The 18,636-nt window shown below is 37.6% G+C and carries 22 protein-coding genes, 1 rRNA gene and 1 pseudogene; 19 read left to right on the forward strand and 5 right to left on the reverse strand.

The window, feature by feature from the left end:
- The first annotated feature begins 75 nt into the window (after nucleotides 1-75).
- Nucleotides 76-192 (forward strand): 5S ribosomal RNA (gene rrf / locus J416_RS11865).
- Nucleotides 193-482: 290 nt separating this feature from the next.
- Here rrf and J416_RS11870 read toward each other — a convergent pair.
- From J416_RS11870 to J416_RS11885, 4 genes are all read right to left on the reverse strand, one after another.
- Nucleotides 483-845: a YfzA family protein gene (locus J416_RS11870; protein ID WP_003472408.1), complete on the reverse strand. Its 363-nt coding sequence runs from the start codon at nucleotides 843-845 to the stop codon at nucleotides 483-485.
- Between the two features lie 100 nt (nucleotides 846-945).
- Nucleotides 946-1,551: an ABC-2 transporter permease gene (locus J416_RS11875; RefSeq protein WP_003472411.1), complete on the reverse strand. Its 606-nt coding sequence runs from the start codon at nucleotides 1,549-1,551 to the stop codon at nucleotides 946-948.
- Complete coding sequence (locus tag J416_RS11880; protein ID WP_003472413.1) at nucleotides 1,544-2,410, reverse strand: ABC transporter ATP-binding protein; 867 nt, start codon at nucleotides 2,408-2,410, stop codon at nucleotides 1,544-1,546. The genes J416_RS11875 and J416_RS11880 overlap by 8 nt, the downstream gene beginning before the upstream one ends.
- Nucleotides 2,411-2,415: 5 nt before the next feature.
- Complete coding sequence (locus tag J416_RS11885) at nucleotides 2,416-2,787, reverse strand: GntR family transcriptional regulator (protein WP_003472414.1); 372 nt, start codon at nucleotides 2,785-2,787, stop codon at nucleotides 2,416-2,418.
- Nucleotides 2,788-3,254: 467 nt separating this feature from the next.
- Between J416_RS11885 and J416_RS11890 the strand changes: the two genes are divergently transcribed.
- The 12 genes and pseudogenes from J416_RS11890 to rsmI all read left to right on the forward strand — a co-directional run bounded on the left by J416_RS11890 (nucleotide 3,255) and on the right by rsmI (nucleotide 11,691).
- Nucleotides 3,255-4,049, forward strand: coding sequence for a class I SAM-dependent methyltransferase (locus J416_RS11890; RefSeq protein WP_003472415.1), 795 nt, complete (start codon nucleotides 3,255-3,257; stop codon nucleotides 4,047-4,049).
- 107 nt (nucleotides 4,050-4,156) lie between these two features.
- The gene (locus tag J416_RS11895; protein WP_003472416.1) at nucleotides 4,157-4,342 is read left to right on the forward strand and encodes a sigma factor G inhibitor Gin; all 186 of its coding nucleotides are present in this window, start codon (nucleotides 4,157-4,159) and stop codon (nucleotides 4,340-4,342) included.
- Nucleotides 4,343-4,461: 119 nt separating this feature from the next.
- On the forward strand, nucleotides 4,462-5,895 hold the full coding sequence (locus J416_RS11900) for an aminotransferase class I/II-fold pyridoxal phosphate-dependent enzyme (RefSeq protein ID WP_003472417.1): 1,434 nt from the start codon (nucleotides 4,462-4,464) through the stop codon (nucleotides 5,893-5,895).
- Nucleotides 5,896-5,921: 26 nt separating this feature from the next.
- Nucleotides 5,922-6,551: a dTMP kinase gene (tmk, locus tag J416_RS11905; protein WP_003472418.1), complete on the forward strand. Its 630-nt coding sequence runs from the start codon at nucleotides 5,922-5,924 to the stop codon at nucleotides 6,549-6,551.
- A gap of 21 nt (nucleotides 6,552-6,572) precedes the next feature.
- Nucleotides 6,573-6,901, forward strand: a pseudogene (locus J416_RS11910) (cyclic-di-AMP receptor).
- Nucleotides 6,867-7,373 (forward strand): YaaR family protein, encoded by a 507-nt coding sequence (locus J416_RS11915; protein ID WP_338029455.1) that lies wholly within the window; start codon nucleotides 6,867-6,869, stop codon nucleotides 7,371-7,373. The pseudogene J416_RS11910 and the gene J416_RS11915 overlap by 35 nt, the downstream one beginning before the upstream one ends.
- Before the next feature lie 95 nt (nucleotides 7,374-7,468).
- On the forward strand, nucleotides 7,469-8,461 hold the full coding sequence (gene holB / locus J416_RS11920; protein WP_003472421.1) for a DNA polymerase III subunit delta': 993 nt from the start codon (nucleotides 7,469-7,471) through the stop codon (nucleotides 8,459-8,461).
- A gap of 5 nt (nucleotides 8,462-8,466) precedes the next feature.
- Complete coding sequence (locus J416_RS11925; RefSeq protein WP_003472424.1) at nucleotides 8,467-9,294, forward strand: PSP1 domain-containing protein; 828 nt, start codon at nucleotides 8,467-8,469, stop codon at nucleotides 9,292-9,294.
- Between the two features lie 16 nt (nucleotides 9,295-9,310).
- Complete coding sequence (yabA, locus tag J416_RS11930) at nucleotides 9,311-9,652, forward strand: DNA replication initiation control protein YabA (RefSeq protein ID WP_003472427.1); 342 nt, start codon at nucleotides 9,311-9,313, stop codon at nucleotides 9,650-9,652.
- Between the two features lie 156 nt (nucleotides 9,653-9,808).
- Complete coding sequence (locus tag J416_RS11935) at nucleotides 9,809-10,561, forward strand: tRNA1(Val) (adenine(37)-N6)-methyltransferase (RefSeq protein ID WP_003472438.1); 753 nt, start codon at nucleotides 9,809-9,811, stop codon at nucleotides 10,559-10,561.
- Complete coding sequence (locus tag J416_RS11940) at nucleotides 10,545-10,844, forward strand: GIY-YIG nuclease family protein (protein ID WP_003472448.1); 300 nt, start codon at nucleotides 10,545-10,547, stop codon at nucleotides 10,842-10,844. The genes J416_RS11935 and J416_RS11940 overlap by 17 nt, the downstream gene beginning before the upstream one ends.
- On the forward strand, nucleotides 10,819-11,691 hold the full coding sequence (rsmI, locus tag J416_RS11945; protein WP_003472450.1) for a 16S rRNA (cytidine(1402)-2'-O)-methyltransferase: 873 nt from the start codon (nucleotides 10,819-10,821) through the stop codon (nucleotides 11,689-11,691). Before J416_RS11940 ends, rsmI begins: the two co-directional genes overlap by 26 nt.
- Nucleotides 11,692-11,739: 48 nt before the next feature.
- On the opposite strand, the gene J416_RS11950 is transcribed toward rsmI, so the two are convergent.
- Nucleotides 11,740-12,015, reverse strand: a complete 276-nt coding sequence (locus tag J416_RS11950; RefSeq protein WP_003472453.1) for an AbrB/MazE/SpoVT family DNA-binding domain-containing protein — start codon at nucleotides 12,013-12,015, stop codon at nucleotides 11,740-11,742.
- Between the two features lie 318 nt (nucleotides 12,016-12,333).
- Here J416_RS11950 and metG point away from each other — a divergent pair, with 318 nt between their 5' ends.
- The 6 genes from metG (at nucleotide 12,334) to veg (ending at nucleotide 18,497) form a co-directional block, all read left to right on the forward strand.
- The gene (gene metG, locus J416_RS11955) at nucleotides 12,334-14,280 is read left to right on the forward strand and encodes a methionine--tRNA ligase (protein ID WP_003472456.1); all 1,947 of its coding nucleotides are present in this window, start codon (nucleotides 12,334-12,336) and stop codon (nucleotides 14,278-14,280) included.
- A 79-nt stretch (nucleotides 14,281-14,359) separates the two neighbouring features.
- Nucleotides 14,360-15,127, forward strand: a complete 768-nt coding sequence (locus J416_RS11960) for a TatD family hydrolase (RefSeq protein ID WP_003472458.1) — start codon at nucleotides 14,360-14,362, stop codon at nucleotides 15,125-15,127.
- A 199-nt stretch (nucleotides 15,128-15,326) separates the two neighbouring features.
- Nucleotides 15,327-16,535, forward strand: coding sequence for a G5 and 3D domain-containing protein (locus J416_RS11965; protein WP_003472461.1), 1,209 nt, complete (start codon nucleotides 15,327-15,329; stop codon nucleotides 16,533-16,535).
- A 103-nt stretch (nucleotides 16,536-16,638) separates the two neighbouring features.
- A complete protein-coding gene (gene rnmV / locus J416_RS11970) occupies nucleotides 16,639-17,196 on the forward strand; it encodes a ribonuclease M5 (protein WP_003472467.1) in 558 nt (185 codons plus the stop codon).
- A complete protein-coding gene (gene rsmA, locus J416_RS11975; protein ID WP_003472470.1) occupies nucleotides 17,193-18,080 on the forward strand; it encodes a 16S rRNA (adenine(1518)-N(6)/adenine(1519)-N(6))-dimethyltransferase RsmA in 888 nt (295 codons plus the stop codon). The genes rnmV and rsmA overlap by 4 nt, the downstream gene beginning before the upstream one ends.
- A gap of 150 nt (nucleotides 18,081-18,230) precedes the next feature.
- The gene (veg, locus tag J416_RS11980) at nucleotides 18,231-18,497 is read left to right on the forward strand and encodes a biofilm formation stimulator Veg (RefSeq protein WP_003472472.1); all 267 of its coding nucleotides are present in this window, start codon (nucleotides 18,231-18,233) and stop codon (nucleotides 18,495-18,497) included.
- Nucleotides 18,498-18,636: the final 139 nt, after the last annotated feature.

An 18,636-nucleotide genomic window follows, 5' to 3' on the forward strand; every position in this document is an offset into this window, starting at 1 on the left:
GATGTGTGCGTTTGATGAACCTTTGATTTCTTATCTAGTTTTGATGGTATATAAAAATTATGATCATCTTGTTGGTCTGGTGACGATAGCGGAGAGGTCACACCTGTTCCCATGCCGAACACAGCAGTTAAGCTCTCCAGCGCCCATGGTAGTTGGGGCTAACGCCCCTGCGAGAGTCGGACGTTGCCAGGCAAAGACAAAAACTTCTTAGTTGATACAGCTAAGGAGTCTTTTCTTTTATCAATATAGGTGAGAAGACTCCACCCTCAACGAAGTAGACTGGGGCTGAACCGCCTTCGGACAAGTGAAGGCTTATGCCATCTCAATTGTCTGACTTATCGATCGCTAATCACCATCATCGTCATAAAATTACTACTTGTTTCCACTATAGTACCAATGGGGTGATGGGGTGATGTCGAGGAAGGGCGTAATGGCCACGCCAAAGCGTTTATAATAGAACTTGTCAAGAGGGACCCGTTTGCTTAACTAAATTTCGTATTCTTTTCTTTAAGTCCAATAATTACAGTTTTTATTAAAATATAAACTATATGAAGTATCGCAATTGCAGTGATAAGTTTAAAGATTGAATTATCATATAAGATCAACCATTGCTCAAAAAACATATTTTTTGCGATACCACTTGCAAAGTTACCCATCCTGTTTAGATTCGGTTCCAAAAATGTTCCATCAATAAAAATAAAGATTAGCTGCATAATTAAAAATAAACAAATAGTTATAATCAATCTTCGTAATTCATTAAGAAAGCCCTTTTTCTTTTTGGAGTACTGGGTCAAATTTAACAGAAAACTTTTCCATTCAAAGATATCACCTTTATCATTTGTCATATTGTTATCCCTCCTACTAATGTATTAACCTTATACCTATTTATATCCATGCTTAACTGATTAAATCTTAACATATTCTTATGCAATAATTGGAATCTACTTAGAACGCTTTTCGTTGGTAAATAAAAGTAGTAATTCCCCAAGAAATAGCATAGAGCGCCAAAATAACAAGTGTCGCTCCAGCATATAAAGTCTGGATGGGTAAATTGACAATAAAATCAGTAATTGCTGTTAAATTTTCTGCTAAAAACGAAACAATAGGCGGTCCTATGCCTGCTAAAAGAATAAAGCTAAAGAGAACAACTGTTGTAATATGACCAGACTTAAATATATAAAATAACGGGAAGGTGAGAGCAGCAAACAATAAGAATAAGCCACTGCTAATCGCAATATCAGTAAGCGTAAAAGGTATATTCATCATTAAAAATGCCAGACTTGTTACCCCAATGGTTAAAACCATATAAATGATAGCACCAAGATAGCGTGATGCGATAATTTCTTTACGTGTGTAGGGTAAGGAATTTAACAAAATATTTGTCTCTGCTTGTTTATCGTAAGCAAAACCGTTAAAGGGAATAAAAATACTAGCAACGAGAAAAGTCAAGACTGGATGTGAATCCATAATGATAAAGAATGCGATAAAAGGAATAAAGGTTAGAAGTAGTCTTTTCTGTAGTATGACATCACGTTTAATTAAATTAAACATGGTGTATGCCCCCTTTTAAGTAATACATAATATCCTCAAGAGATGCTTGTTCAATTATAACTGAATTCCCAAAAATATTTTTAACTTTCTTAATATTATCTGTTAACGCTTCAAATCCTGTTGATGCGCGATGAACATGGACAAAGGCCCGTTCTGTGTCTCTATCTAGAAGGTTCAGCTCTCCTTTAACGAGCGCATAGCTTTCAGTTACGTCGTGAATGGACTGATTAAATACTAATTCTCCTTTTTGGATAAAAGCTATATAATCGGCGATACGATCTAAATCTGTTGTAATATGCGTAGAGAAGAGAATAGTTCGATTACCATCCATCATTAATTCTTGTAAAATTCTCAGCAACTCCCGTCTAAAAATAGGGTCTAATCCTGCAGTTGGTTCATCCATAATGAGGAGTTTTGCATGATGTGATAGTGCTATCGCCAATGAAGCTTTCATTTGCATCCCTTTTGAGAAAGTTTTTATAGCTTTATGAAGCGGTAATTCGAATTGTTCAACATATTGATAAAATAATCTATCATCCCAGTGATTATAAGCTGGTGCAACTATACGTTTTATATCTTTTAAGTTCAATCCTTCAAAAAATACATTGCCATCGTATACAAACCCAATGCGCTCCTTGATCGCCTTCTCATACATCTTGTAATCTAAACCGAAAAGCTTAACTTCTCCTGCATCTGGTTTTAGTAGATTCATCATCATTTTTATTGTTGTCGACTTACCAGCACCATTTGCTCCAATGAATCCCGTTATAAAGCCTTGCTTCACTTGTAAGTCAATATTTTTAACGGAAAAGTCTTTGAAATTTTTGGTTACACTTTTTAATTCAATCACATTTTTCATTCATTTCACTCCTCGTATAAAATCTCCAATAATTGCTGCAGTTCATCAAATGACAGGCCAATTTCTTTACTATTTGTGATGACTGCATTCAGCTGTTCCTCAATAGCCTTCAACTTTTTCTCTCTTATAAGCTCTAAATTTTGCTCTGCGATAAAAGATCCTTTTCCGACAATGGAATAGATAAAGCCCTCCTTTTCTAATTCTTCATACGCACGTTTCGTTGTTATAACACTAATTTGTAAATCCTTTGCGAGTTTACGCATGGAAGGTATTGCTGTCCCTTCCTGTAGTTCACCTGCTAAAATTGATGATTTAATTTGATTTGTAATTTGCTTGTAAATCGGCTGCTTTAAACTGTTGGAAATGATGATTTGCATACCAATCCCTCTTTTTTATTTTTTGGAAATATATTTTGAAATGATGATCTATTTTCTCTGCTGAAGGATTAATTGTCATTTTATTTTTAATTTACATATCATCCTTATATCTTTATATAATGTATATATACTATATAAACATTATATACATCTAAGAAACATCGTGCAACAATTTTTATGAAACAAAGACCATTTTAAATGTCGACCAATAAAATTCTGATACAACACATTTATGTAGTTTAAAGGAAGGAAATTAAAAAGTGGACGTCGAAATGAGGTAGGTAGAGACAGACAATATGAATATTGATCTACTAAGATTGATGTCATTACTATTTGGCTCGAATGTTCGAAGCAAAAGTTTCAAGACAATGTTTCGAGTAGAGTTAGTAGGGAACATGAAACATATTTGTTTTCTGATTCATGACATTGCTTGTACTCCCTGTAATAGATGTGAAAGAGGTTTTTGAATGAAAACGGATCTTTGGCGATCGGATTTATATGATAACCACCATCAATTTGTGTCTGCGTATGGAAAGGACATTGTGTCATTATTAGACCCAAAACAGGAAGAATATATCTTAGATGCAGGTTGTGGTACAGGTGATCTAACAAATGACATTGCTCAATCTGGTGCGATTGTGCATGGAATTGATCAATCATCGAATATGATTGAAGCAGCCAAGGGAAAATATCCAGCCTTGAGCTTTTCTGTCAATGACATTTTACACCTTCAAGATGAAAATACATATGATGCGTTTTTTTCCAATGCGGTTCTGCACTGGATTAATAGACCTCAAGAAGCTTTAGAAAATATATATCAATCACTAAAGTCAAAGGGTCGGATGGTTGTGGAATTTGGCGGAAAAGGAAACGTAGAGAATATTCGACAAGCCATTCATCAAAACTATCACAAGCTATACCCAGATTTCGAACCGTTACAAGAGCCATGGTATTTTCCTAGTATAGGAGAATATACGGCACAGATGGAGAAAGCTAACTTTTCTGTTGTTCAAGCTGTGCATTATAAACGTCCGACACCGTTACAAGGGGAAGATGGATTGCGTAACTGGATGAAAATGTTTGCTCACTCCATGCTAGTCGATTTAACATACGAGGAGAAAGAGCGATTGTTTGATGCCGTAGAACAACAACTAAAACCGGTATTATATCAGAATCAACAATGGATGGCTGATTATTATCGTCTCCAAGTCATCGCCATTAAACCCTCATTTTCGTCAAATGTTTCACGTGAAAAAACATAAATGATGTCGTATGGTACATCCCATCTCCGAATATGAAAATAATTTCATATATTGCTAATGAATAGATTTGCGGTAATTGGGCAAACTATTTATTGGAGGTGGGAATGATGAAAAACACGCTATATCAATGTGGCATATGCAATCAAGAGAAGGAAGATGGCATCTTTTTATATCAGTTATACCTTTGTCATGATTGTGAAAAGGAAATTGTGGCAACCAACCCGAAAGATGAGCGGTATCAATATATCGTGAACAAGCTTAAAGCTGTTCAGAAAACAACACATACGATATAATAAACGAAACCATCTAGTCATAGGTGGTTTTTCTATTCGTAGAGAAAGATTTATATGATGATAGGAAACAGTTGAGCGATCGAATGTTTTCCGAAGCTACGAGAAAGGGAAGCTGATGCATGATGAAAAAACAGCAGGTCACACCACTATTTGATCGGTTACAAGATTTCGCACAACAGCATTATGATTCGTTTCATGTGCCTGGACATAAGAACGGAAGAATTGTTGCTCATAAAGGACAAGACTTTTTTGATCAGTTATTACCATTAGATGTTACGGAGTTATCAGGGTTAGATGATTTGCATGCAGCTCAAGGTGTGATTCAAGATGCACAGCGTTTAGCTGCTGAATGGTTCGGAGCTACGTCGAGTTATTTTTTAGTGAACGGGAGTACCGTTGGCAATCTAGCAATGATTTTGGCAACCGTAACAGAAGGTGACCAAGTTTTTATACAGCGAAATTGTCATAAATCATTGATTCATGGTATCGAATTAGCAAATGCCCAGCCGATATTTCTTAGTCCTGATTATGATGAGGCTGTTGAGCGATACACAGCACCGTCGTTAGAAACGATTCAATTAGCTTTTCAACAATATCCAGAAGTGAAAGCATTAATTCTGACATATCCCGATTATTTTGGCCGAACATATGATATAAAATCGATGATCAATTATGCTCATTCGTATCAAGTGCCGGTTCTCATTGATGAGGCACATGGTTGTCATTTCTCATTACCTTTTGTCCCTAGTGATTCTGCCTTAGACTGTGGGGCAGATATTGTGGTGCAGTCCGCGCATAAGATGACGCCTGCGTTAACGATGGGAGCTTTTTTACATATTCAATCAGAACAGATATCCTCAAGGGATATTGAAGCTTATTTACAAATGCTACAATCGAGTAGCCCATCATATCCCATTATGGCGAGCTTAGATTTGGCAAGGCATTATTTAGCGACATACTCCAAGCAACATTGGCATCAATTAATGGCATTCATTCACGAAATCACGACATGTTTCCAAGATAGTCCTCATTGGAAAGTGATTGCGCATGGGGAGAAAGACGATCCTTTGAAATTAACAATTGCTATTAACAGCCGTTTATCTGTAAGTACTGTCGCACATGTATTTGAACAAGAAGGAATATTTCCAGAAATGATAGATGACAATCAGTTGTTGTTTGTATTTGGCCTAACCCCTCATGTTGATGTAGACAATTTCAGTCGAAAATTAGAAAGTATTCATCAACAATTAAACTCGTCCATAAAACATGCTAAAATAGAAGAGAAAAGAATGCCTCAGTTGGTATCAAAAATTGACACATTGCAATTGTCTTATCGTGATATGAAACGAAGGACAAAGCGGTGGATACGTTGGGAAGAAGCTATTCATCATATCGCTGCAGAAGCGATTATTCCATACCCACCAGGGATTCCGTTTATTATTAAGGGTGAGGAGATTACGCGGGACCATGTGGATTGGATTCAGCATATTTTTTCTTATCATGCAGAAGTTCAACCGGCTCATAGAGAAAAAGGTTTATATATTTATATGTAACGAAGTCAATCAAAGGAGAGAAGCGTGTGAGTGGTTATTTTATAACATTCGAAGGTGGTGAAGGTGCGGGGAAATCAACCATCTTGCACCGAATTGCCAACCGATTACAGGAAGAGGGGTACCGTGTGCTTACAACACGAGAACCAGGTGGTATTCCTATTGCAGAAAAAATCCGAGATGTCATACTAGACAAAGAGCATACGACAATGGATGCAAAAACAGAAGCATTGCTATACGCAGCAGCTAGAAGACAACATTTAGTAGAGAAAGTGATTCCAGCTCTTAAAGAAGGGCAAATCGTATTATGTGACCGGTTTGTGGATAGCAGTTTAGCTTATCAAGGATATGCAAGGGGATTAGGGATGGAGGAAGTTTATCATATCAATCAGTTTGCAATTGATGGGAAAACTCCTGATCTTACCCTTTTGTTTGATATTTCTCCTGAAAAGGGGATCCAACGCATTCATAATAATCAACACCGGGAAACGAATCGCTTAGACCAAGAAAACACAACATTTCACCAGAACGTGTATCATGCCTATCAGAAATTAGTGGAAAAATTTCCGAATCGAATCAAGAGAATTGATGCAAACTTTGATATAATAGAAGTAGAAGAAATGACATATACCACGATTAAATCATTTTTACGTACATAATAGGCTTGGGAGGTGACAGGGATGAAATTAATTATGGCAGTCGTTCAAGATAAGGATACCAATCAATTAATCGATGCATTAAGTGAAGATAACTTTAAAACGACCAAATTATCTTCATCAGGTGGTTTTTTGAAGGAAGGAAATACTACACTAATGATTGGCTGTGAGGATGAACATGTAGATGAAGCGTTACAAATCATACGTGATAACTGTAGTAAAAGAGAGCAGATGGTTTCTCCAGTATCACCTATGGGAGGAAGTGCTGAGTCTTATATCCCTCGTCCCGTTAATGTAGAAGTCGGCGGAGCACAGTGTTTGTATTACCAGTCGATGCCTTTCATCAATTTTAGTAAGGTACTCAAAAAGGTAGGTAAATCATGTATGAAAATTAGCCAAGAAATACGGACGCAAATCGATGCAATGAAAAAAAACGAATCGCAAACCAAAAACGCAGCGAAAAATTTTGACCAAATGGTGCGTGCTCAATCGACGCAGTTACAACAGGCTGAACTACAACGATTAATGACAGAATTATCGCAACAAGGACAACGTGTCGCGAGGTTTCGTTTTTTTAAAGATTTGGCCACTTATAAACGACTTGTTCGGCGTTTTGTGAAAGAAGCCGTAGACTATGGTATGAAGCTGAAACAATCGCACAGTTTCCTGCTGGATGGCGATAATCGTAAGCTGACAATAGTAGAAGAAATTGATGAAAAATTAGTGGAGTTAACAGATACAGTGTTGGATCAAGAGAAGAATTCCATCGAAGTGTTGGACCTTATCGGTGAAATCAAGGGACTGTTAATGAACTTATACACGTAATAAGGAGTAAAAAGGGGATGGATAACTTATGAGATCGATCCTCTTTTTCATGGATCATAGGGAGTTAATTGTCGAAAAAAGGAATGTGAAGGAAAATGCCGATACAATCATGGCAAGAGATGTCGGATAGTCAACCTATTGTTAGCAAGATGCTGAAGAATCATGTGAAGAAACAACGTGTGTCACATGCCTATTTATTTCAAGGAGATGTCGGTACGGATAAAGAAGGGTTAGCTATTTTATTAGCTAAAAGTATTTTCTGTAACCATCTCAATCAACATGAACCGTGTCAACAATGCAAAGAATGCCGTCGGATTGATAGTGGAAATCACCCAGATTTGCATTGGATCGTTCCAGACGGCGCCTCGATAAAAAAAGATCAGATTCTACATTTGCAAAAGGAATTTACTTATACTGGCATGGAGTCCAACCAAAAGGTATATGTCATTGTCGATGCGGAGAAAATGACGGATAATGCGGCGAACCGCTTATTAAAATTTTTAGAAGAACCGACACGGCAGACAACAGCGATTTTATTAACTGAAAATTTGTATTCGATTTTGACAACGATTCGCTCACGTTGCCAAATCATGTCCCTTCAGCCATTGAATCCAGATCATTTGCAACAAAATTTGATGGAACAAGGACTCACGGAAGCCAATGCGAAATTAATCGCACAATTTACACAAAGTACACAAGAAGCATTAGAAAAAAGTAACGATGCTTGGTTTGCACAGGCGAGAAAATTAGTGGTACAATTAACGGAAATGCTCCTATATCATCCAAAAGAAGTACAACTATTTGTACATACGCATTGGATGCCACATTTTAAAGAACGTAGGCAACTACAAGAAGGGCTGGATTTGTTACTGATTTGGTTAAAAGATATTGTTAATTTCCATGTTGATTATAGAGAAGCGATCATTTTCATTCAACATCAAGAAAGAATTGAAAAGGCTAGTATGCAATGGTCTTTACAAACAGTGACGATGGCTATTGAGTTTGTCATGGAAGCGAAGCGAAAAATTGAGCAAAATGTGCATCCACAATTAGTGATGGAGCAATTAACACTTCAAATATCGAGGTGAATTAAGTGGTTGAAGTTATTGGTGTCCGTTTTAAAAAAGCGGGTAAAATATATTATTTTGATCCAGGAGAACAAACGGTTACAACAGATGATTATGTGATTGTAGAGACCGTTCGAGGGGTTGAGTTCGGTAAGGTCGTAGTTAGCAATAAACACGTTGATGATGAAGATATCGTCTTACCTCTGAAGAAAGTGATACGGATTGCGACTGAAAAGGATAAATTAACCGTAGTCGAAAATAAAGAGACGGCGGATGAAGCATATCATACTTGCCAAGCTAAGATAAAAGAGCATGAATTGGATATGAACTTAGTCGATGTTGAGTATACATTTGACCGAAATAAAGTGATTTTTTATTTTACCGCAGATGGTCGTGTGGATTTCCGCCATTTAGTGAAGGATTTGGCTTCCGTCTTTAAAACAAGAATTGAATTACGCCAAATTGGAGTCCGAGATGAAGCGAAGTTATTAGGTGGCATTGGACCTTGTGGTCGTATGTTATGCTGTTCTACATTTTTAGGCGATTTTGAGCCGGTATCGATAAAAATGGCTAAGGACCAAAATCTGTCGTTAAATCCTTCGAAAATATCCGGATTATGTGGTCGCCTCATGTGCTGTCTTAAATATGAAAATGATGATTACGAAACAGCGAAGCAAGAATTACCTGATTTAGGTGACGAAATTACTACATCATATGGGGTTGGAAAAGTTGTTGGCTTGAATATTTTGGAGCGAATCATCCATGTAGAGCTACCTGAGAAAGAAAGAGTGATTGAATATACCTTGGATGAGTTAATGGAAGAAGGCGTTATTAAAACCCAGGCCAGAGATTAATGGGGTGTGAAAGTACGTGACAAAAAAGGAACTATTTGAACAAGTATCTGATATGGAAGAACAGATTGGACAATTGTACCAACAACTCGGTGATTTAAAGACACAATTAAGTGCGATTTTGGAAGAAAACAATCGTTTGGAGATGGAGAATCATCATTTACGGCATCGATTAGATGAAGATACAGAAGCGGTACATGAAGACAGTCAAGAAGATGATGAGTGGTCTGTGGGCGAAGGATATGATAACTTAGCCAGGCTATATGAAGAAGGATTTCATATTTGTAATGTGCATTTCGGCAGCCCAAGACAAGAAGGAGATTGCCTATTTTGTCTGTTATTTTTAAATAAAACGAAATAATGATGGAACGGGGCTGACACAACGCGTGTCAGTCTTTTATGTTAACAGTATCATTACGTCTATGATTCGATATGTTTATTGTAGATCTTTATTATGAATCGTTTTCGGTGGGCGTTTGCCCTTGACATAATGGTAAAGGTTTGAGGAGGTTGGCTTATGGATGCGGAGTTATTTGGTGACGAACGCATGGATGATTTGTTAGCAGAAGAGAATTTAAAAATTATTCAGAGTTCGTCTGTATTTGCGTTTTCTCTAGATGCAGTGTTACTAGCTAACTTTGCAAGTATACCTCGTACAAGAGGGAAGATTTTAGATTTGTGTACTGGAAATGGTGTAATTCCACTTTTGTTATCACAAAAATCACAAGTTCCGATTACAGGGGTAGAGATTCAATCAAAATTATATGATATGGCTCATCGGAATGTCACGTTAAATGGTCTTAGCGAGCAGATTACAATGATTGAGGGAGATTTAAGAGAAATGCCCGCTTATTTTCAAAATGATACATTTGATTTAGTAACCGTCAATCCTCCATACTTTCCAACGAAAAATCAAAATCACTGGAATAAAAATGATTATTTAACAATTGCTAGACATGAAATTTATTGTGATTTAGAAGATGTTGTGAAGGCATGTAGCAAATTAGTCAGACCTGGCGGGAGAGTAGCTATGGTTCACCGTCCGTCTCGTTTTGTTGAGATCCTAACTTTGTTGCGTTCATATAAAATCGAACCGAAACGCCTTCGATTTGTTTATCCTAAAATGGGGAAGGAAGCCAATATGCTTTTAATCGAAGGCATTCGTGATGGAAAACCAGATGTAACCATATTGCCACCGTTATATGCTTATACAGATCAAGATCAATATACAAGTGAGTTAAAGGAGATTCTCTATGGGACAACCAACTAACCATTTTGTATATATATTACAATGTGCGGATGAGACGTTTTATACTGGATATACGACAGACATCGATCGGCGCTTGCGCATGCATGAATCAGGAAAAGGTGCCAAATATACACGTGGCAGGGGTCCCTTTACCGTCGTATATCAAATGAATTGCCAGTCAAAATCTGAAGCACTACAGTTAGAAGCAAAAATTAAAAAACTATCACGAACAAAAAAACAACAATGGATCGATTACTATCAAGGAAGGTGCGACACAAATGAAACAACAAAAAAGTTTTCATGATTCATCGGATACTGGAGGATTGTATATTGTTCCAACCCCCATTGGAAATTTAGAAGATATCACCATTCGTTCGCTAAAAATATTAGAAGAAGCAACGATTATTGCTGCTGAAGATACAAGGAACACAGGGAAGTTGCTCCATCATTTTAAAATTGAAAATAAAATGATAAGTTATCATGAGCATAATAAAGACAAAAAAGAGCCAATGATGTTAGATTATCTACGTAATGGCCATATCGTGGCAGTAGTAAGTGATGCTGGAATGCCGGGTATTTCAGACCCAGGCTATGAACTGATTACAGCTGCGATCCAAGAAGATGTTCCTGTCATTGTATTACCAGGGGCGAATGCAGCGCTTTGTGCATTAGTCGGATCTGGGTTACCGACCAATGAGTTTTTTTTCTATGGATTTCTCCCGCGTAAGAAAAACAAACGCCTTGAAGAAATTGAAAGAATACGTTCTTATCAATCGACCATTATGTTATATGAATCACCGTATCGTGTGAAAGAAACAGTTACTGCGTTACGTGAGGGTTTGGGCAATCGTAGGGTTACACTGGCTCGAGAGTTAACGAAACGATACGAGGAGTATGTACGAGGGACATTGGAAGAATTAGAAAATGAATTGCAAGCAAAAGAAGTAAAAGGCGAATGCTGCTTAATCATTGAGGGGGCATCAGATACAGAAACGTATCAAATTCCTTGGTGGGACTCCTTTACATTACAAGAGCATGTAGAAGCAGTTATGGCAGAAGAAGCTTGTTCTAGTAAAGAAGCAATCAAAAAAGTTGCAAAAACACGAAATTTGTCGAAAAGGGATGTTTATCAAGCGTATCATGTCGATTAAATGAAAAAGAACCACAATCGAATAGGCTCGATTGCGGTTCTTAATTGCTTATTTTAATTTTTTCTGAATTTCGTCAACTAGGCCCTGTGCCCCTTCTGGACTAAGGACAAGCTTGCCATCAGCTAAAGTGATATTATCATCAGATATTTCACCTGTAATTTGACAAGTCATGTTTGGTTTATATTTTTGCAAGATAATTCTTTCATCATCGACATAAATTTCAAGCGCATCTTTCTCGTTAATTCCTAGTGTGCGACGAAGCTCAATTGGGATAACAACGCGTCCTAGTTCGTCTACCTTTCGTACAATACCTGTTGATTTCATTCGTTCTTCTCCCCTTTTTCATAAATAAATTCGTCATCATTCGACATCTATAGCGTTATAATACCATTAGTTGCCATTATTGTCAAACTAAAATAGGAAAGATTTTAAAAAATCTTGAATTCAATGTATTAATGAAACCTGCTTAAAGCTAGATAGTGAGAATCTCAGAAGTGAGTGTGTTACGATGTTATAGAACGTCGACTTACAGGCGATCATGTATTAATAATGGAAAAATGAACGAAAAATCGCTACAATGGAAACAGACACTTCATGTAAAATAAATTGTAACAAGAAAAGAATGAGTAAGGAGGCACGTTGATGACATCAGACAACAAAACGTTTTACATAACGACACCGATTTATTATCCGAGTGGCAATTTACATATTGGGCATGCCTATAGTACGGTAGCCGGTGATGTGATGGCTCGCTATAAGCGGTTAAGAGGCTATGACGTCATGTATTTAACGGGTACGGATGAGCACGGACAGAAAATACAAAAAAAAGCGGATGAAAATGGTGTCAAGCCACAAGAATACGTCGATGAAATCGTTAGTGGCATTAAAGATTTGTGGGAAAAGCTTGATATCTCTTATAACGATTTTATCCGAACGACAGAGGATCGACATAAGCAAGTTGTCGAAAAAATCTTTGAACAATTATTAGCACAAGGTGACATCTATCTTGATGAATATGAAGGCCATTATTGTACGTCTTGTGAATCATTTTTCACCGAACGCCAATTAGATAATGGTCACTGCCCAGATTGTGGCAATCAAGTTGATTATGTGAAAGAAGAATCTTATTTCTTTCGGATGAGTAAATATGTGGATCGATTGCTTGCGTTCTATGAGGAAAATCCAGCATTTATTCAACCTGAAAGTCGAAAGAATGAGATGATCAATAACTTTATCAAACCGGGACTAGAAGATTTAGCGGTATCACGGACAACATTTGATTGGGGTGTGAAAGTACCAAGTGATCCGAAACATGTCATTTACGTTTGGATCGATGCACTAAGTAACTATATTACCGCATTAGGTTACGGCACAGATAATGACGAACTGTACCAAAAATATTGGCCGGCAGATGTTCACTTAATGAGTAAAGAAATTGTTCGTTTCCATACGATCTATTGGCCAATTATGCTTATGGCACTCGACTTACCGTTACCGAAGAAGGTATTTGCCCATGGCTGGATTTTAATGAAAGATGGGAAAATGTCTAAGTCAAAAGGCAATGTCGTCAATCCAATTGATCTAGCGGATCGCTATAGCCTTGATGCATTGCGTTATTATTTATTGCGCGAAGTGCCGTTTGGTTCAGATGGGGTATTTACACCTGAAGGTTTCGTCGAACGTACGAATTATGACTTAGCCAATGATTTAGGTAACTTGTTAAATCGTACGGTTGCCATGATCAATAAGTATTTTGACGGTGAGGTGCCTGCATTTGCCTCAGCAGAAGAAGTTTATGATCAAGAACTTGAACAGATCGGTATTGACACGATTGACCAAGTGGAAGCTGCATTGGATGAGATGAGTTTCTCAGTTGCATTGTCACATATTTGGAAATATATTAGCCGAACCAACAAATTTATTGATGAAACAGAACCATGGATCTTAGCAAAAGACAGTGAAAAGAGAGACCGGCTAGGAAATGTAATGGCGCACCTTGTAGATAGCCTTCGTCGCATTGCGATTTTACTTCGTCCGTTTTTAACCCAAACACCTGATAAGATCTTTGAACAAATTGGTGTCACGGATGAAAGTCAAAAGACGTGGGATAGCTTACATGATTTTGGTGTTCCAAAAAAAGGTGCGAAAGTCTTGAAGAAAGATCCGATCTTTCCTCGTTTAGATGTTGACCAAGAAGTGCAAATCATTAAAGATATGATGACAAAACCTGCACCAAAGAAAGAGGAGAAGGAAGAACCAGAGAATCAAGTGGCTTTTGATGACTTTATGAAATTGGACTTACGGGTTGCAGAAGTTGTCCATGCGGAGAAAATGAAAAATGCCGATAAATTATTACGCATTCAATTAGATGTCGGCGATGAAAAACGTCAAGTTGTTTCTGGCATCGCGCAATTCTATACGCCTGAATCTTTAGTTGGTAAAAAAGTTATTTGTGTTACCAACTTAAAGCCTGTGAAATTACGCGGAGAATTGTCAGAAGGTATGATCTTATCTGGAGAAGATAAAGACGGCTCATTATCACTGGCAACTGTAGAGTCCAACTTACCAAACGGTTCAATTGTAAAATAAATCATCGAAGAGGTTGTCTAGGGGAGGAAATTGTCCAAGACAACCTCTTACTTTAGGCGATTAGGAAGGTGAATAATGGATGTTATTCGATACACATGTTCATTTGAATATTGAACAATTTGACCAAGATCGTGAAGAGGTTCTTAAGCGTGCGCAAGAAGCTGGTGTAGCATATATGGTCATTGTTGGTTTTGATCACGAAACCATTCCCAAAGCGATTGAATTAGCCGAACAAAACGATCATATGTATGCTGCAGTCGGCTGGCATCCCGTTGATGCGATTGACATGACCGATAAGGAATTACAATGGCTAGAAGAACTTGCGAGTCATCCCAAAGTGGTCGCTTTAGGAGAAATGGGGCTTGATTATCACTGGGATAAGTCACCGAAAGATATACAGAAAGAAGTTTTCCGCCAACAAATTCATTTGGCGAAAAAAGTGAACTTGCCTATCATTATTCATAATCGTGAAGCAACCGAGGATATTATAGCGATCTTACAAGAAGAAAACGCAAGCCAAGTCGGTGGTGTCATGCATTGTTATAATGATTCTGTAGATTATGTTGATACCTGTTTAGACATGAATTTTTACATTTCGCTAGGCGGACCAGTGACGTTTAAAAACGCGACTTTGCCAAAAGAAGTAGCGAAATATGTGCCAAATGATCGGTTAATGGTCGAAACGGATTGTCCGTTTCTTGCTCCACACCCGAATCGAGGCAAGCGCAACGAACCTGCCTATGTAAAACTCGTTGCAGAGAAAGTTGCTGAGATACGTGAAACAGATGTAGATACTATTGCACAAATGACCACTGCCAATGCCAAGCGATTTTTCCGTATCGAATAAAACGCGGAATGATGGGATGATACTCATTTTTTTCTAGCTTGTTAATAGAATGTAAACGAAATGAAACATTTTGAATTTGAGATGGGCCAACCCCTTGTGTATCAAGGGGTTGGCTTATTTTATAGCAACATAAACGCGTTTGACAGTTGATTCCCCCCTTTATATAATACAACAGCGAGTGAAAGGAGGGGAATCGTTTATGAAACGCCTTTTCCAAAAATTGCACTTATTGAATAGAAAATCATTTTATATTGCATTAACGATCATTACTTTTCTTGGATTTACGGGATTTGCTTTATTTGAAATGACAAAATCACAGGTCACGGTTGTTCAGGAAGACGAAGAACTTCATGTGAGAACACATGCGGAAACAGTTGGCGAAGTACTTAATGAATTAGCCATTGATGTAGGTGAGCATGATGAATTATCCCATGATGTCGATGAACAAATTCAGCCGAATATGACCATCAAACATACAATGGCAGATACCATTACAGTAACGATAGATGGAAACAAAGATACGTATCATACAACGGCAGAAACAGTTGGTGAGTTTTTAACGGAAGAAGACATTAACGTAAAAGAACAGGATCAGCTGTCCCATGCTCAAGATACACAAATCACGGATGGTTTTGCTTTGAAAATGAACAAAGCTTTCCAAGTGACCATTCAAGACGCTGATGATAAAAATAAATCATGGGTAACAGGTGGAACCGTTAACGATGTATTAGAAGCAAACGATGTTACATTAGATGAAAATGACAAAGTACAACCAAAGTTATCAGAAGAAGTGGATGCAGAGACAACAATTACTGTCACACGAGTTGAGAAGGTTACCGATGTCGTTGAAGAAGAAATTGATTATTCTGTTGTAAGCAGAAATGATGACAGTCTTGAAAAAGGCAAAGAGTCGGTGATCAAAAACGGTGAAACCGGTATAAAAGAAAAGGAATATGAAGTGACGTTAGAAAACGGTGAAGAAGTATCGCGAGAATTGATCGAAGAAGAAGTCGTCAAAGAAAGTGAGAACAAAGTGGTTGCAGTTGGAACGAAACAGCCTCAGCCTGTACAAATGTCCTCTGAACAAAGGAATTCAGACAGCAGTAATGGTGATGCGGCGAAGACGTTATACATGGAAGCCACTGCTTATAATTGGGATTGTCCTACTTGTGATGGACGCGGAAAAACAGCCACTGGTTATGACTTAAAAGCGAATCCAAATGGTGTGGTCTCAGTTGACCCAAGTGTGATTCCTTTAGGAACAAAAGTATGGGTAGAAGGCTATGGCTATGCTGTTGCGCGTGATACGGGTGGACATATTAATGGGAATCGAATTGACATTCATATGTCTAAATCACAGGCACAAAGTTTTGGCCGGAAAACAGTTAAAGTAAAAGTATATCAATAGATGATGATTACCTTTGCGACAAGCTCGTAAAGGTAATTTTTCTTTTCTGAAGAAAAAGGTTATAATATGAAGGGTTATATTAAAGCGAAACGGATGGTTGGAGATGAAGATTAAAGAAGTAGTGGTTGTTGAAGGGAAAGATGATTCAGCAAAATTAAAACAAACAGTAGATGTCGATACCATTGAAACGAATGGATCAGCTATCAATGAAGATACGCTGGAACAGATTAAGCATGCGCAACAAAAGCGAGGCGTCATTGTTTTTACCGATCCAGATTATCCTGGTAAAAGAATTCGTCATATTATTAATCAGCATGTTCCGCGTTGTAAACATGCTTTTCTTACCAAGCAAGAAGCCATAGCAAAAAGAGACAAAGGAATCGGTATTGAGCATGCGTCAGAAGAGGCGATTCGTAATGCTTTAGCGCAAGTATATCAAGTTGCTACTGAAGTCGATCATGATATTACAAGAGAAGATTTAATCAAAGCGGGATTAATAGGTGGAAAAGGCGCCAAACCACGTCGTGATGCCCTCGGTAAAAAGTTACGGATTGGTTACGTCAATGGAAAGCAATTGCTAAAACGGCTACATATGTTTCAAATATCACGTGAACAACTGTTTCGTGCGATTGAGGAAATAGCGCAGGAGGAATCAAGGTGAATCAAATAAAGCCAATAGCTACACCAAAACGAACGAAGGAAATCATGGAACAATTTCACTTTGCATTTAAAAAAAGCTTAGGACAAAATTTTATTATTGATGTGAACATTCTCCAAAATATGTTAGATGTAGCGGGTGTGACGAAAGATACGAATGTGATTGAGATTGGTCCAGGGATTGGTGCATTAACAGAGCAAATAGCAAGTCGAGCTAATAAAGTGGTAGCGTTCGAAATCGATCAACGTTTACTCCCTATATTGGAACAAACACTGTCCCCCTATTCAAATATTCATATCGAAAATCAAGATATCCTGAAAGCGGACATACAAGACGTATGGGCGAATTATTTTGCTGATGAAAAGCCGGTAAAAATTATTGCCAATTTACCTTACTATATAACGACTCCGATTTTAATGAATGTATTAGCTGCTAAGATTCCTGTATCAAGCATCAGTGTAATGATTCAAAAGGAGGTCGCTCAACGGATGGCAGCACAGCCAGATACAAAAGATTATGGTTCATTATCGATTGCTGTGCAATATTATACCGAAGCAGCGGTCAAAATGAATGTGCCACGGACAGTTTTTATGCCACAGCCAAATGTTGACTCTGCGGTGTTGCATTTACAAATGAGAAAAAGGCCGGTTGTAGATGTAAGTGATGAAGAATATTTTTTTCGATTCGTTCAAGCTTGCTTTCAACAGCGAAGAAAAACATTAAAAAATAATTTATCGAATTATTTTAATCATACGTTCTCTAAACCAGTAATTGATCAGCTGCTAGCTAATTGTGAAATTAACGGAAAACGAAGAGGAGAATCGCTAACAATCGAGGAATTTGCCCAATTAGCCAATCAGTTCTACGATGCAGAAAAACATTTTTAATTCATACATAATTTTCAAAAGATGTGAAAAACTATTTCTAAATTCAAATTTTTTTATTGACATTGTTTGATCAGTGTTGGTATAATTGTTAGTTTTATTTGACATATGGACAAGAATGTAGTATACTGAACTTTAGTGAGGTGGATTGCATTGGCTAAAACATTGGTAGAAATTAAACAAGGTTTAGAAGGTAATGTAGGACGAAAGCTTCGAATTAAAGCAAATGGTGGAAGAAAGAAGACGATTGAACGTTATGGAACATTAGCAGAGATCTATCCTTCTGTTTTTATTGTGGAACTGGATCAGGATGAGAATGCATTTGAACGTGTGTCTTATAGCTATGCTGATGTTTTAACTGAAACCGTGGAATTAAATTTTACAGAAGATATTGAAAAGGCAGTAGTAGGGGAGCAGTAAACGATGTTTGCTGCTTTTTTGATACGCTGTTTTCTAAAAGGTTGTTGCTATTTTGACACAAATTATGATGAGCTCGTAGGCGATGACGCCTGCGGGAACAGCACGAGCCGAAGACCCCCGCAAGAAAACTGTGTTTTCT

This window comes from Gracilibacillus halophilus YIM-C55.5 (assembly GCF_000359605.1).
Taxonomy (GTDB): Bacteria; Bacillota; Bacilli; order Bacillales; family Amphibacillaceae; genus Gracilibacillus; species Gracilibacillus halophilus.